The organism is Rhizobium sp. SL86, from assembly GCF_026672545.1.
In the GTDB taxonomy this organism is placed as follows: domain Bacteria; phylum Pseudomonadota; class Alphaproteobacteria; order Rhizobiales; family Rhizobiaceae; genus Neorhizobium.
Genome location: NZ_JAPPRJ010000001.1, coordinates 1,680,001 through 1,693,347, shown reverse-complemented (window position 1 = coordinate 1,693,347; position 13,347 = coordinate 1,680,001). Strand labels below are relative to the sequence as shown.

General features: G+C 61.0%; 13 protein-coding genes, 1 tRNA gene and 2 rRNA genes (1 of these 16 only partly in view). 10 read left to right on the top strand and 6 right to left on the bottom strand.

Annotation, left to right across the window (positions count from 1 at the left end):
• The first annotated feature begins 8 nt into the window (after positions 1-8).
• The 5 genes from OU993_RS08450 (at position 9) to OU993_RS08430 (ending at position 4,107) form a co-directional block, all read left to right on the top strand.
• Positions 9-1,904: an ABC transporter ATP-binding protein gene (locus tag OU993_RS08450; RefSeq protein WP_268156146.1), complete on the top strand. Its 1,896-nt coding sequence runs from the start codon at positions 9-11 to the stop codon at positions 1,902-1,904.
• An 84-nt stretch (positions 1,905-1,988) separates the two neighbouring features.
• Positions 1,989-2,168 (top strand): hypothetical protein, encoded by a 180-nt coding sequence (locus OU993_RS08445; RefSeq protein ID WP_268156142.1) that lies wholly within the window; start codon positions 1,989-1,991, stop codon positions 2,166-2,168.
• 118 nt (positions 2,169-2,286) lie between these two features.
• On the top strand, positions 2,287-2,685 hold the full coding sequence (locus tag OU993_RS08440; protein WP_268156140.1) for a group II truncated hemoglobin: 399 nt from the start codon (positions 2,287-2,289) through the stop codon (positions 2,683-2,685).
• A complete protein-coding gene (locus OU993_RS08435) occupies positions 2,682-3,050 on the top strand; it encodes a DUF423 domain-containing protein (protein WP_268156138.1) in 369 nt (122 codons plus the stop codon). Before OU993_RS08440 ends, OU993_RS08435 begins: the two co-directional genes overlap by 4 nt.
• An 88-nt stretch (positions 3,051-3,138) precedes the next feature.
• A complete protein-coding gene (locus tag OU993_RS08430) occupies positions 3,139-4,107 on the top strand; it encodes a sensor histidine kinase (RefSeq protein WP_268156136.1) in 969 nt (322 codons plus the stop codon).
• 23 nt (positions 4,108-4,130) lie between these two features.
• Here the strand turns inward: OU993_RS08430 and OU993_RS08425 are convergent, their stop codons facing one another.
• Together OU993_RS08425 and OU993_RS08420 are read right to left on the bottom strand one after the other, a co-directional pair.
• Positions 4,131-4,772 carry a TetR/AcrR family transcriptional regulator gene (locus OU993_RS08425; RefSeq protein WP_268156134.1) on the bottom strand — a complete coding sequence of 214 codons (642 nt, stop codon included), beginning with the start codon at positions 4,770-4,772 and terminating at the stop codon, positions 4,131-4,133.
• 255 nt (positions 4,773-5,027) lie between these two features.
• The gene (locus OU993_RS08420) at positions 5,028-5,255 is read right to left on the bottom strand and encodes a YdcH family protein (protein ID WP_268156132.1); all 228 of its coding nucleotides are present in this window, start codon (positions 5,253-5,255) and stop codon (positions 5,028-5,030) included.
• A 96-nt stretch (positions 5,256-5,351) separates the two neighbouring features.
• Between OU993_RS08420 and OU993_RS08415 the strand changes: the two genes are divergently transcribed.
• From OU993_RS08415 to kduD, 5 genes are all read left to right on the top strand, one after another.
• A complete protein-coding gene (locus OU993_RS08415; RefSeq protein ID WP_268156131.1) occupies positions 5,352-6,281 on the top strand; it encodes a hydrogen peroxide-inducible genes activator in 930 nt (309 codons plus the stop codon).
• A gap of 129 nt (positions 6,282-6,410) precedes the next feature.
• The gene (locus tag OU993_RS08410; protein ID WP_268156130.1) at positions 6,411-7,376 is read left to right on the top strand and encodes an alpha/beta hydrolase family protein; all 966 of its coding nucleotides are present in this window, start codon (positions 6,411-6,413) and stop codon (positions 7,374-7,376) included.
• Positions 7,377-7,459: 83 nt separating this feature from the next.
• A complete protein-coding gene (locus OU993_RS08405; RefSeq protein ID WP_268156128.1) occupies positions 7,460-8,131 on the top strand; it encodes a GntR family transcriptional regulator in 672 nt (223 codons plus the stop codon).
• Positions 8,132-8,155: 24 nt separating this feature from the next.
• Positions 8,156-9,004, top strand: coding sequence for a 5-dehydro-4-deoxy-D-glucuronate isomerase (gene kduI / locus OU993_RS08400; protein WP_268156126.1), 849 nt, complete (start codon positions 8,156-8,158; stop codon positions 9,002-9,004).
• 12 nt (positions 9,005-9,016) lie between these two features.
• Positions 9,017-9,769 (top strand): 2-dehydro-3-deoxy-D-gluconate 5-dehydrogenase KduD, encoded by a 753-nt coding sequence (kduD, locus tag OU993_RS08395; protein WP_268156124.1) that lies wholly within the window; start codon positions 9,017-9,019, stop codon positions 9,767-9,769.
• A 9-nt stretch (positions 9,770-9,778) separates the two neighbouring features.
• On the opposite strand, the gene OU993_RS08390 is transcribed toward kduD, so the two are convergent.
• The 4 genes from OU993_RS08390 to OU993_RS08375 form a co-directional block, all read right to left on the bottom strand.
• Entirely contained in the window at positions 9,779-10,327 is a 549-nt protein-coding gene (locus tag OU993_RS08390) for an invasion associated locus B family protein (protein ID WP_268156122.1), read from the bottom strand.
• Positions 10,328-10,539: 212 nt separating this feature from the next.
• Positions 10,540-10,616 (bottom strand) — tRNA-Met (locus OU993_RS08385).
• 83 nt (positions 10,617-10,699) lie between these two features.
• Positions 10,700-10,814, bottom strand: a 5S ribosomal RNA gene (gene rrf / locus OU993_RS08380).
• Between the two features lie 271 nt (positions 10,815-11,085).
• Positions 11,086-13,347 (bottom strand): 23S ribosomal RNA (locus OU993_RS08375) (it continues 625 nt past the right edge of the window).

Genomic DNA, 13,347 nt, shown 5'->3' with positions numbered 1-13,347 from the left:
GGGAGAGCATGGCAGAAGAGATGGAAACCGAACGCGCCGACGTGCGCGATGACGGACGCCGCCCGCCCCGCGCCGTTGTGGGCTCGCACCGGATCGAGGAGGAAATCTTCGGCAAGGTGTTCGATCGCAACATCGTTGCGCGCATCTGGGATTTCGTCCGTCCCTACCGCCGGCAGGTGACGCTCGCCGTCGTCGCCGTGCTGGTCTTCACCGCCATGCAGCTGATGATCCCGTTGATCATCCGTTATGCCATCGATCACGGCATGCAGCCGGGCGGCGATCGCTCCGCACTTCTTTACGCCATCATCGCCTTCGGCGTGGCGATCCTCATCAATTTCGCTGCGAGCTATGCGCAGGAAACGCTGGTCGGCAATGTGGCGGAAGACGTGCTTTTCGATATTCGCCGCGCCATGTTCTCGCATCTCCAGCGGGTCTCGCTCTCCTTCATGGACAAGACCGAGGTCGGCCGCCTGATGTCGCGCCTGCAGGGCGATGTGAATTCCATGCAGGAATTCCTCGAAACCTCCGTCCTGTCGGTGGGCGACATCACGCTGCTGATCGGCATCGTCGGCGTGATGCTGTATCTCGATTTTTATCTCGGCCTGCTGACGCTTTCCGCCCTGCCGGTGCTGTTCGTCGTGCGCATCTTCTGGCTGCCGGTGGCACGCAAATCCTTCATGGCGGCGCATGAATCGAACTCGGTGGCGAGTGGCGCGCTGGCTGAAGCCATCCATGGCGTGCGTGCAGTGCAGGGCATGGACCGCCAGACCGTCAATTTCACGCTCTTCGATGACAAGGCCCGCACCAACCTCATCAACCACCTGAAGGCTGCCCGTCTGGCACAGGTGATGATACCGATCGTCGATACACTGACCGGCATTGCCATGGCGCTCGTCATCGTTGTCGGCGGTGCCCGGGTTCTGGGTCAGGCGCTCGATGTCGGCGTCATGGTCGCCTTCCTCTTCTACATCCAGCGTTTTTTCGACCCGATCCGGTCGCTCACCCTGCAATATTCGGTGATGCAGCGCGCCATGGCGTCCGGCCAGCGGCTGACGGATGTGCTGGACGTGCGGGTGGACATTCAGGACAAGCCGGATGCCAAGGCCCTTTCTGCCGAGATGGACGGATCTGTGGAATTCCAGAACGTCGTGTTCGGCTACAACCGGAAACATCCGGTACTGAAAAACGTCAGCTTCCGGGTCAATCCGGGGGAAACGGTGGCGCTGGTCGGCCCGACCGGGTCCGGCAAATCCAGCTGCATGTCGCTGATCCACCGCTTCTACGAGGTGCAGCAAGGTGCCGTTCTTGTCGGCGGTCATGATGTGCGGGATCTCACGCAGGAATCCCTCGGCCAGCAGATCGCCATGGTGCTGCAGGAGCCGTTCCTGTTCACCGGCACCGTGTTCGAGAACATCCGCTACCACAAGACGGAGGCAACGCGCGATCAGGTGATCGAGGCGGCGAAGGCCGTCGGCGCGCATGATTTCATCATGCGCATGCCGGATGGTTACGACAGCCAGCTCGGCCAGCGCGGCGGCAATCTTTCGCTCGGCCAGCGGCAGTTGATCAGTTTTGCCCGTGCGCTGGTGGCCGATGCCAAGATCCTGGTTCTGGACGAGGCGACCGCCAATATCGACAGCTATACGGAAATGCTGATTCAGAAGGCACTGGTGAAACTGCTGGAAGGCCGCACCGGTCTGGTGATTGCCCACCGCCTGGCGACGATCCGCGAGGCCGACCGCATCATCGTGCTGCAGAACGGCGAACTGATCGAAAGCGGCAATCACGCCGAACTGATGGCGAACGGCAAGTTGTATTCGAAGCTTTATAACCTCAACTACGCCTCCTTCGATGACATTCCGGAGGATGTGATGGAGGATGCCGCCAGCCCCTCGGCCACCTGAGGCCAGGCTTTTAACCCTGCCGGAACCTTGTCAGCCCCTTTCCGTTGTCTGGTCGATTGAGATGGATCGAAACAGGAGAAGCAGATGGACAAGGACAGAAACGCCCAGCGCGCCGTCGGTGAAGAGCAGGCCCCGGATCATCCCCGCCAGGGCGTGATCCCGGCCGGACCCGATGCCCGCGCCCGCGTCAATGGTGAAAAGACCCCGGGCACCGGCGCATTGCCGGATCCGGATGCCCGTGAAATCGATCCGGGTTCCGAATGAACCGTGCTGCAGGTCGAGACGCCGCGCCCGGGCGCGGCGCCTAACTGCGGCGCCATGACGCTTGCCGCCTGTGCCGCAGAGGTCTAACACCGTCCCTGACAAACAGGACGGGGTGACGATGAGCGGCGAAACCATCACGCTGTATGAAGCAATCGGCGCAGATGAGACCGTGCGGGCGCTCGCCCGCCGGTTTTACGAGTTGATGGACACCTTGCCCGAGGCAGCACGCTGCCGCGCGATCCACCCCGCCGACCTCTCCCGCAGCGAAGACAAGCTTTACGACTACCTGACCGGTTATCTCGGCGGCCCGCCTGTCTATGTGGAGAAATACGGCCATCCGCGGCTGCGCGCCCGTCATTTCGCCGCACCGATCGGCGTTGCCGAACGCGATGAATGGTTGCTGTGCTTCCGAAGGGCCATGGACGAGACAATCGAAAACCCGAAGCTGCGCGAGATCATCTGGGCGCCGGTCGAACGGCTCGCCCATCACATGCAAAACCGCGAGGAAGAGGCATGAGGCTTGCAGCATCCCGCCCCGCCATTCTGATGCTGGCCGGCTTCATGGGCGCATCGGGGGTCGTGCTGGCCGCAGCAGCCAGCCATGGCGGTGACGGGCGCCTTCTTGGTTCCGCCTCCACCATGTGCCTTGCCCATGCCCCCGTACTGCTGGCACTTTACCTCGCCGATGGCCGGGTTCGGACGGCAACTGTCGCCGCTCTGGTTCTGGCGCTGGGCACGCTGCTGTTTTCCGCCGATCTCCTGTCCCGTCACTTTGCCCAGTCCGGCCTTTTTCCGATGGCCGCCCCCACCGGCGGTGTGCTGATGATCCTCGGCTGGCTGCTGATTGCGATCAGCGGGCTTTTCCGCGAAGGCCGGACGTAAACGCCAGCTGAGCCGCAGCAGAACGACCGGTTGGTGGCGCTTGCGCGGACCTTATGTTAGGATGCATGCATCATCATCGGAGCCCGGCATGCCGCGTGACGTTCCCGGTCGGGAAAGCCCCTGGTGGATCCTTCTGGCGCCGCGCAGGCGTTCCTCTCCCTGGATCGGGCAGCTGATCGCAGTCGGGCTTGCCGCCATTTCCGCCGGAATCTGGTTTTTCCTCCACCGCTTCCTGCCGGGCGCGCCGTTCAACACCTTCTTCCCCTTCATTATCGTTGCCGCCGCGCTCGGCGGACGCAGCGCGGGCTTTGCGCTCATGGCATGGGGCGTGCTGTTTGCCATTGGCGTTTGGCTCTCGATCCGGCCGGTCAGCATCTGGGGTGGGGTCATCGCGAGCGTCGTGTTTGTCGGTCTCGGCAGCCTGACCATCGCGATCGTCCACGCGCTGCAGTCCCTTGTTGCTGCGCTGGAACGTGCGGAGGGACAAGCCGATGTGATGGCGCGGGAGATGCGCCACCGGGTCGGCAATCTCATGCAGCTTGTCCAGGCCATTGCCCAGATGACGGCACGCTCCAGCACCGACCTTGCCCATTTCATGCCGCGCTTCGAAGGGCGGTTGCGCGCGCTTGCCGAGGCGCATCAGGTATCTGCCGGCGATCGCCAGCTGTCGGGCGATCTCGAAACCCTGCTGCGCCTGCTGCTTTGTGCCTACGATCCGGAACGCCTGCAGATCTCGGGCCCGAAGGTCATGCTCGATGCCGATGTTGCGCCAAGGCTCGCTTTGGTGATCCATGAACTGGCCACCAACGCGGCAAAATACGGCGCGCTGTCCGTCACGACCGGCATCGTCAAGATCGACTGGCAGCAAACGAAGGACATGCTTGAGCTTCTTTGGCGCGAGCAAGGCGGGCCACCGGTCTCCGCACCCGGCAGGACCGGCTTCGGATCGCGCCTGATTGCGGCAACAGTCGCGACGGGACAAGGCACGGCAGAGTTCGATTATGCCGAGACGGGCCTCTTGTGCCGCCTGCAATTGTCCCTGCGAAAGACCGCGTGACACCCGGCCCGGACACGATCCGCTCAGTCCTTCTCGATATCCCGGATCAGCCGCTCGATGTGGGATGCAAAGATACCGGCCATATCCACCGTCTCCGGTGAACGAAGCCACAGCACCTGCAACCCGTCCATCAGCGCAATGAGTTCGGCGGCAATGGCCTCGCCACAGACGTCGGCGCGGATCTCGCCCGCCTCGACCGCATGCGCGATAACGGACGCGAACCGTTTGCGTAGCGACCCGGTCCGCTCGACGAACCACGCCTCGGCAGGGTGGTTGCGCGTCAGGCTTTCCGTATTCAGGACGGCAAACACGCGGATGACCTCCACCATACGCATGTTGCGCCGCACGACCTCCACCAGGCCCTGCAGGTATTGCTTCCACGATGCAATATGGATGTCCTGGACTTGGTCCGTCTCGGCATCACGCCAGGCAAGCAAGGCAACCAGCAGATCGACCTTCGTCGGATAATGGTGAATGAGACCAGGCAGAGTGAGCCCGGCATCGCGGGCAATGGCGGCGAAGGATGCATTCTGGAAACCGTCATGGGCAAATCGGGCCATGGCGGCGCGCAGGATCGCTTCCCGACGCTCCTCTCCCTTCGGCGAACGACGACGCCGCACTGTCACCCCTGCCAAGCCACTTGCCTTCAACACGGTGTCCATCATCGCTCTCTTCGCTGTCATGTCGTTTTAGAGCGAATTGATGGTGAATCAACGTGAAGTGCAGTAAATGCGGCGTTATCGTGCGCCGTGCGCCCCTTTTTCCGGCCAGACGTGACAAGCGGGGGCCGTCCGACCTGCGGGAGCTGAAGCGCCGCGAAAAGATGGCGAGACGCAGGGTCGCGCCTCGCCGCAACAGGCGGGTGTTACGGCACCACCACCTGTTGAAAGGAATTCAATCCTGCTGCCGGATCACGAGGATCACGGCATCGAGAAACCGGACCTGTGACGCAGCACCTGACGGACGGTCTCGGCATTGCCCGCCTGGGACGCACGCTCCAGAAATTCGATCTGTTCGCGCAGGCGAAGTTTGGTCTTCTTCAGTGACATGATCCGGAGGGTGTCCGGTTGCAGTGCTCTTTGTTCCCGGTCGATCTTGTTCTGCAGGATCGCATGCCGGGATCTCAGGGCCTTCAGCAGAGGGTTCATGATGTGATCTCCTTCCCTTACAGCCACAGAATGCCCAATCGGCACTGATAGATCCAATTCATTGACAATATGATCTTGATAGATAGAATCTATCGCATGCCTTTTCGCCCGACCCATCGCCAGCTGGAATATCTCGTGGCTCTGGACGAAACCCGCCACTTCGGCCGGGCCGCACAGCTCTGTCACGTGTCGCAGCCCACGCTGTCGGTGCAGATCTCGCTTCTCGAAAAACAGTTGGACGTGGTCCTGGTGGAACGGACCCCCGGCGCGATCAGCCTGTCGTCCGTTGGTCAGGACATTGCCGCGGCGGCGCGGTCCGTGCTGGCGACACTGGACGACATCGTCACCGTCGCGTCGGCCGGTCGCGACAATCTCGGCTCGCTGATCCGCCTCGGTGTCGTTCCGACCTTCGGTCCCTATTTCCTGCCGGTATTCCTGCCGGACCTGCACCGACGCTACCCCGCCTTGCGCGTTCATGTGCGCGAGGAGCGACCGGCGCTTCTCGAGGATCAGGTGCGCGGCGGCGACATCGATTGCGCGCTCGGCCAGCAGCCCAAGCATCGGGACTCCTTCGTTTTCGAGCCCATCTGCCGGGAGCAGATCTTGCTCGGCATCCCCGTCAACCACCGGCTAGCCTCGGCGGCAAGCGTGCGTCTGACCGACCTTGAGGGCGAAACGCTGCTCACCCTCGGGCGCGGCCATCGCCTGGTGGAAAATGTGCGCGAACTGGCAACCTTGTCCGGATCGGTAATGGCCGAAGATTACGAAGGGACCAGCCTGGACGCCCTGCGCCAGATGGTGGCGATCGAAATGGGGCTTTCCCTGTTTCCGGAATTCTACGTGCGGACGGAGTTCGCCAAGGAAGCCAACGTCAAGCTTTTCCCCATCGAGGATTGGCCCGCAAGCCGCGAGATGGGTTTCTTCTGGCGCAGTTCGAGCGCCAGGGGCGCCCATTTCCGGCAACTGGCTGTACTGGCCCGCGAAATTCTCGGCCAACGGGAACAGGCAGCCCGGCCACCCGCCTGAAAGTCGGCTCAAAAACCAGGCGAAAAGCCTCGAAATTCTCAACTTATACGGACATATGCGACATTCGCCCTATTGCTCCCAGGGCGGAACGGCGGGATTATATTCCTGATAACGAGTCAGGAGTGGCCGATGGAGTCAGACAGCAAGGTGGTTCATCCTCCGGTAAGCGGCGCCCCTGTTCGTTTCCGTGCCCCCGATGGGTATGAACTCGGCGGTTTTCTCTGGCACAGTCCGCAGGAGGGTGAGGAGAGGCCGATCCTGATCATCAGTTCGGCCACCTCCGTCCGGTGTCGGTATTACGCGCGCTTTGCCCTTTATATGTTTCAGCATGGTTTCGACGTTCTGACCTACGACTACCGCGGCATCGGCGAATCGAGGCCCAACCAGCTGAAGGGGTTCAACGCCGATTGGGCCGACTGGGGCGAGCAGGACCTGGAAGGCGCGCTGCTCTATATCGGGCAGATACTGCCAGGCCGCCCGTTGCGGGTGATCGGCCATTCGATCGGCGGCTTCGCGATCGGCCTTGCCCCCTCGAACGGCAGGATTGGCCGGATCCTCAGCGTCGGATCGCAATATGCCTACTGGCGGGACTACGGCGCACGACACAAGCTGCGCATGCTCTGCAAATGGCATCTCGTCATGCCGCTGATGACCCGCCTCTTCGGGTATTTTCCGGCCAAACGGCTCGGCTGGATGGAAGATACACCGGCAGGCGTGGCCCGTGACTGGAGCGGCATGAAAGCCCGCTTCGAAGACACGCTCCGCGCGGGTCGCTCCGTCGGCGGTCGAGCGGAAGGCGATATTCTGCGCGAACGTTTCGAGCAGGTGCAGGCGCCGATGCTGGCGATCAGCTTTTCCGACGACCCGCATGGGACAGTGCCCGCGGTCAACCGGCTGCTCGCCTATTTCAGAGGCAGCGAACGAAAGCACCTGCATCTGAAACCCTCCGATGTCGGCCATGAAACGATCGGCCACTTCGCCTTTTTCCATGAGCGGTTTCGCGACACGCTGTGGCCGCTCGCCCTCCATTGGCTCCGTCACGGCCGTATTCCGCCGGGCCTCAGCTCTGCCCTCATCAGCCTGCCGCTCGTCTGACAGGCATTCGCCCTGACAGACAGGTTGCATCGTCTCTGCCAAAATTGTATGGAAGTGTCGACACAGGCAGGGAGGAGACGCCCGTGAACGCCCGCAGCCTTTCGGAAAGCATGGCGCACAAGGTGGAGCGGCAATTGCGCGGCGATATCCTGACGCTTGCCTTGCCGCCCGGGGCACGGATCTCCGAACAGGAAATCGGCGAACGCTACGGCTCCTCCCGCCAGCCGGGCCGCGAGGCATTGATCGCGCTCGCCAAAAGCCGTCTCGTCGAAATCCTGCCGCAGCGCGGTGCGGTCGTCGCCCGCATTTCCGTCGCCAAACTGATGCAGGCCGCCTTCATCCGCGAAACCATCGAGACCGCCGTGGTGAAGGCCGCCTGCAATGCCTTCCACTTTCATGCCCGCACACGGATCTCCGATTGCCTGAGGGCACAGGAAGAGGCTGCCGAGAGCGGCGACCGGGCGGCCTTCCGCCGCGGTGACGACCTTTTCCACAAGACACTCGCCGAAGGCGCGGGCCTGCCCATGGCCTGGTCCGTGGTCGAGGATCTGAAGGCGCATATCGACCGCGCCTGCTGTCTGTCCCTGCATGCCCCGCACACGCTGTCCAAGCTGGTGGCGGAACATCACGCCATCGTCGCCGCCATTGACCGGCGCGACGAAGGGGCGGCGATGACCGCCATGAACGCTCACCTGTCCGAACTGCTGCACGACCTGCCGAAGCTCGAAGCGCAGCACCCCGATCTTTTCGAATGACGACCAAAGGGAGTTGAGAACACCATGACCACCACGATCGAAACGCGCCACGCGGTGCATTATACCCAGTCCGAAAAGATGACCGGCGCGGAACTGCGCCAGACCTTCATGATCGAAACCCTGTTTGCGGCCGGCGAACTGCATGCCGCCTATACCCATTACGACCGTATGCTGGTGGCCGGCGCCATGCCGACCACAGCTCCGCTTTCCGTCGGCGCAGACCTCGCAAAAACCGTCGGCACGGATTACCTGCTGGAACGCCGCGAACTCGGCCTCATCAATATCGGCGGCAAGGGCAAGGTGGTGGCCGACGGCACGGTCTATGAGCTGGATTTCCAGGACGGGCTCTATCTCGGCATGGGCGTGCGCGAAATTTCCTTCGAAAGTGCCGATCCCGCACAGCCGGCCAAGTTCTACATCAACAGCGCGCCGTCCCACACCAGCTTCCCCTCGCGCATCATCCGCAAGGCGGATGCGATCGAGAACCATCTCGGCGACCAGCTGACCTGCAACAAGCGCAAGCTCTACCAGTATATCCACCCCAAGGTTCTGCCGACCTGCCAGCTGCTGATGGGGTTCACCCGCCTGGAGCCGGGCAGCGTCTGGAACACCATGCCCGCCCACCTGCATGACCGCCGCATGGAGGCCTATCTTTATTTCGAGATCCCGCAGGATGCCTTCGTCGTCCACCTGATGGGCCGCCCGGAAGCGACCGGCCACCTGATCATGCGCAACGAACAGGCCGTGCTGTCCCCGCCCTGGTCGATCCATTGCGGTTCGGGTACCAATTCCTATGCCTTCATCTGGAGCATGGCCGGCGACAACCAGTCCTTCACCGACATGGATTTTGTGCCCATGCAGGACCTGAAGTAAGGATTGCGTCCCATGAACCTCTTTGACCTTTCAGGAAAACGCGCGCTGGTGACCGGCGCGCGCACCGGCCTCGGCCAGGGGCTTGCGCTGGCGCTCGCCCGTGCCGGCGCCGATATCATCGCGCTCGGCTCGCGCCCGATGCCCGACACAAAGGAGAAGGTGGAGGCGCTCGGCCGCCGGTTCGAGGAGGTGGTCTATGACCTGACCGATCCGTCCGGCCTCGACAGTCTCGTCACGGACCTCACCTCTGCCGGCAATATCGACATCCTCGTCAACAATGCCGGCCAGATTCGCCGCGCCGATTTCACCGAGTTTTCCGAAACGGACTGGGACGACATCATGAACATCAACCTGAAGAGCACCTTCGTGCTCTCGCAAGGGGTGGTGCGTCACATGCTGGAAAAGAAGATTGCCGGGCGCATCGTCAACATTGCTTCGCTTCTGTCCTTCCAGGGCGGCATCCGCGTCGCCTCCTATACGGCGAGCAAACACGCGGTCGCCGGTCTCACCAAACTGATGGCGAACGAGCTGGCGGCCAAGGGCATCACGGTCAATGCGATCGCACCGGGCTACATGGACACCGACAATACCGAGGCGCTGCGCAACGATCCGAACCGCGCGCGTTCGATCCTAGAGCGGATCCCGGTCGGGCGCTGGGGAGACCCCTCCGATCTCGATACGGCCGTCCTGTTTTTCACCTCGCCGTCCAGCGGTTACGTGACGGGTCAGGTGCTGGCCGTCGATGGCGGCTGGCTTGCCCGTTGAGGTGGGCGGTTATTTCGACAGTTCGGTCGCGCGTTGCAGTGCGGCCGAAAAACCACTGAGCGACACGCGCATCGGCACCTCTTCCCCGGTCGACAGCTGGACGGTGGTGAGAGAAAACGTCTGGACCGCCTGCAGGACGCTCACCGCCGGTGTGTCCAGGCGGATCGGCACGACACATCCGCCGGGCAGACAGGTGGAATAGGCAAACCGCAGCGGTTGCGGCAATCCGTCGGCCGACAGCACGACACCCGCGGCAAGCGCCATGCCGAACGGCAGCAACAGGGCGCCCTCCAGCCTGCCCTGTGGTAAGGGCCGAAACTCCGCCGACAACATCGGCCGTCCGGTGACGGGATCGGCCTGGACCTGGCTCAGCACACAGCCGACCAGCCCGTTCTGACCGCGGCAGACCACGGCCCAGTCCCCATGCGGCTCGACCAGCGATCCCTTGCCGCCCGGCAACTGTGCCGCCGGCACGAAAGATGCCGGAACCAGCGATGCGGAGATTGCCGCGAGCAGCAGGACGGGAAGTGATACAAAACTCTTCTTGATGCGTGGCATCGACAGACCCCGACGGGCGCGACGAGAACCATCTCCGCGCCCCTTGCCAATTATGATCGGCACGGGTGAGTGTCACAGCCGGGCGCAAAGCTCAAGCGGAAAAAGTGGTGATCCGCCCTCGCCATACGGGCGGCTACGCCTTCGGCACGCCAAGGCGTCCCAGAAACGCAAAAAGCCCCGCAGCATTATTTGCTTGCGGGGTTTTATGTATTTGGTTGCGGGGGCAGGATTTGAACCTGCGGCCTTCAGGTTATGAGCCTGACGAGCTACCGGGCTGCTCCACCCCGCGTTATTGGGTGTGTTTTGTCATGTCCGGGCTTTTTTGTGTCCGGGAGGTTTTGTTGTGAGAAGATTTTGTATTGCCTTTAGCAGACCTGGCAGCGACCTACTCTCCCGCGTCTTGAGACGAAGTACCATTGGCGCAGGGGCGTTTCACGGCCGTGTTCGGAATGGGAACGGGTGCAGCCGCCCCGCCATGACCACCAGGTCAGCTAAGGGCAATGTATCCGGCGCGGTTTGGCGCCGGAGATTGTTGAGAAGCTGGTGACTGAGGGCTTAGCCAGTAGGCAGTAGCCAATAGTCTTTTTTTTGAACACGTCTTTTGTTCGTTTCGCGTGGCACCAGCAGCCGGCAGAGCCGAGCCGCCGGTTGTCCGGCGCGCCGTCCGCAGCGAAGGCTCGAAGAGCCGCCAGCGTGAGGACAGAACGAAGGCATCATCGACGCGGCGTTAGCCGCGTTGATGAGCATTTACAATGGGAACGATGAAGTCGATCGGGCTATTAGTAAGGCTAAGCTTCATGCATTGCTGCACGTCCACACGCCTCCTATCAACGTGGTCGTCTTCCACGGCCCTGATAGGGAATACTCGTTTTCAGGTGGGTTTCCCGCTTAGATGCCTTCAGCGGTTATCCCTTCCATATATAGCTACCCTGCTATGCCGCTGGCGCGACAACAGGTCCACCAGAGATATGTCCATCCCGGTCCTCTCGTACTAGGGACAGATCCTGTCAATATTCCTACACCCACGGCAGATAGGGACCGAACTGTCTCACGACGTTCTGAACCCAGCTCACGTACCGCTTTAATTGGCGAACAGCCAAACCCTTGGGACCTGCTCCAGCCCCAGGATGCGATGAGCCGACATCGAGGTGCCAAACAACCCCGTCGATATGGACTCTTGGGGGTCATCAGCCTGTTATCCCCGGCGTACCTTTTATCCGTTGAGCGATGGCCCTTCCACGCGGGACCACCGGATCACTATGACCGACTTTCGTCTCTGCTCGACTTGTCAGTCTCGCAGTCAGGCGGGCTTATGCCATTGCACTCGACGAGCGATTTCCGACCGCTCTGAGCCCACCATCGCGCGCCTCCGTTACTCTTTCGGAGGCGACCGCCCCAGTCAAACTACCCACCATACACTGTCCCGGATCCGGATGACGGACCGCGGTTAGACATCCATGACGATAAGGGTGGTATTTCAAGGATGGCTCCACCGAGACTGGCGTCCCGGCTTCAAAGCCTACCACCTATCCTACACATGCCGACACGAATGCCAGTGTAAAGCTATAGTAAAGGTGCACGGGGTCTTTCCGTCTGACCGCAGGAACCCCGCATCTTCACGGGGAATTCAATTTCACTGAGTCTCTGCTGGAGACAGCGGGGAAGTCGTTACGCCATTCGTGCAGGTCGGAACTTACCCGACAAGGAATTTCGCTACCTTAGGACCGTTATAGTTACGGCCGCCGTTTACTGGGGCTTCGATTCAAAGCTTGCACCTCTCCTCTTAACCTTCCAGCACCGGGCAGGCGTCAGACCCTATACGTCGTCTTATGGACTTCGCAGAGCCCTGTGTTTTTGATAAACAGTCGCTACCCCCTGGTCTGTGCCACCCCAAGCTACTTGCGTAATTTGGGGTCACGCTTCTTCCGAAGTTACGCGTGCAATTTGCCGAGTTCCTTCAGCAGAGTTCTCTCAAGCGCCTTGGTATACTCTACCTGACCACCTGTGTCGGTTTCGGGTACGGTCTATAATGGTGGTGCTATTTCCTGGAACCATTTCCTCGCCCGTTCAATCCAATAAGAACGAACAAGTTACATGATCCGTCACATCCACCAGGCCCACGAATATTAACGTGGTTCCCATCGACTACGCGTGTCCGCCTCGTCTTAGGGGCCGGCTAACCCTGCTCAGATTAACTTTAAGCAGGAACCCTTGGTCTTTCGGCGAGGGGGTCTCTCACCCCCTTTATCGTTACTCATGTCAACATTCGCACTTCCGATACCTCCAGAGGCCCTCACGGGTCCTCCTTCACAGGCTTACGGAACGCTCCGCTACCACTCCTCAAAGAGGAATCCTCAGCTTCGGTGCATGGCTTTAGCCCCGTTACATTTTCGGCGCAAAGACCCTTATTTAGACCAGTGAGCTGTTACGCTTTCTTTAAATGATGGCTGCTTCTAAGCCAACATCCTGGTTGTTTTGGGATCCTCACATCCTTTCCCACTTAGCCATGACTTGGGGACCTTAGCTGGAGGTCAGGGTTGTTGCCCTCTTCACGACGGACGTTAGCACCCGCCGTGTGTCTGCCGACTAGTACTCCCAGGTATTCGGAGTTTGGTTAGGATCAGTAAGACGGTGAGTCCCCATAGCCCATCCAGTGCTCTACCCCCTGGGGTATTCGGTCGACGCTCTACCTAAATAGATTTCGCGGAGAACCAGCTATCTCCGAGTTTGATTGGCCTTTCACCCCTAGCCACAAGTCATCCCAATCTATTGCAACAGATGCGGGTTCGGTCCTCCAGTTGGTGTTACCCAACCTTCAACCTGCTCATGGCTAGATCACTCGGTTTCGGGTCTAATGCGTCGAACTGAACGCCCTGTTCAGACTCGCTTTCGCTGCGCCTACACCTACCGGCTTAAGCTTGCTCGACACACTAAGTCGTTGACCCATTATACAAAAGGTACGCCGTCAGGCTTGCGCCCTCCGACTGCTTGTAGGCATCCGGTTTCAGGTTCTATTTCAC

Coding starts and splice junctions, on each gene's coding strand:
- kduD (WP_268156124.1), top strand. CDS start 9,017: ATGAACCTCTTTGACCTTTCAGGAAAACGCGCGCTGGTGACCGGCGCG.
- OU993_RS08445 (WP_268156142.1), top strand. CDS start 1,989: ATGGACAAGGACAGAAACGCCCAGCGCGCCGTCGGTGAAGAGCAGGCC.
- OU993_RS08425 (WP_268156134.1), bottom strand. CDS start 4,772: ATGATGGACACCGTGTTGAAGGCAAGTGGCTTGGCAGGGGTGACAGTG.
- OU993_RS08390 (WP_268156122.1), bottom strand. CDS start 10,327: ATGCCACGCATCAAGAAGAGTTTTGTATCACTTCCCGTCCTGCTGCTC.
- OU993_RS08415 (WP_268156131.1), top strand. CDS start 5,352: ATGCCTTTTCGCCCGACCCATCGCCAGCTGGAATATCTCGTGGCTCTG.
- OU993_RS08450 (WP_268156146.1), top strand. CDS start 9: ATGGCAGAAGAGATGGAAACCGAACGCGCCGACGTGCGCGATGACGGA.
- OU993_RS08430 (WP_268156136.1), top strand. CDS start 3,139: ATGCCGCGTGACGTTCCCGGTCGGGAAAGCCCCTGGTGGATCCTTCTG.
- OU993_RS08410 (WP_268156130.1), top strand. CDS start 6,411: ATGGAGTCAGACAGCAAGGTGGTTCATCCTCCGGTAAGCGGCGCCCCT.
- kduI (WP_268156126.1), top strand. CDS start 8,156: ATGACCACCACGATCGAAACGCGCCACGCGGTGCATTATACCCAGTCC.
- OU993_RS08440 (WP_268156140.1), top strand. CDS start 2,287: ATGAGCGGCGAAACCATCACGCTGTATGAAGCAATCGGCGCAGATGAG.
- OU993_RS08435 (WP_268156138.1), top strand. CDS start 2,682: ATGAGGCTTGCAGCATCCCGCCCCGCCATTCTGATGCTGGCCGGCTTC.
- OU993_RS08420 (WP_268156132.1), bottom strand. CDS start 5,255: ATGAACCCTCTGCTGAAGGCCCTGAGATCCCGGCATGCGATCCTGCAG.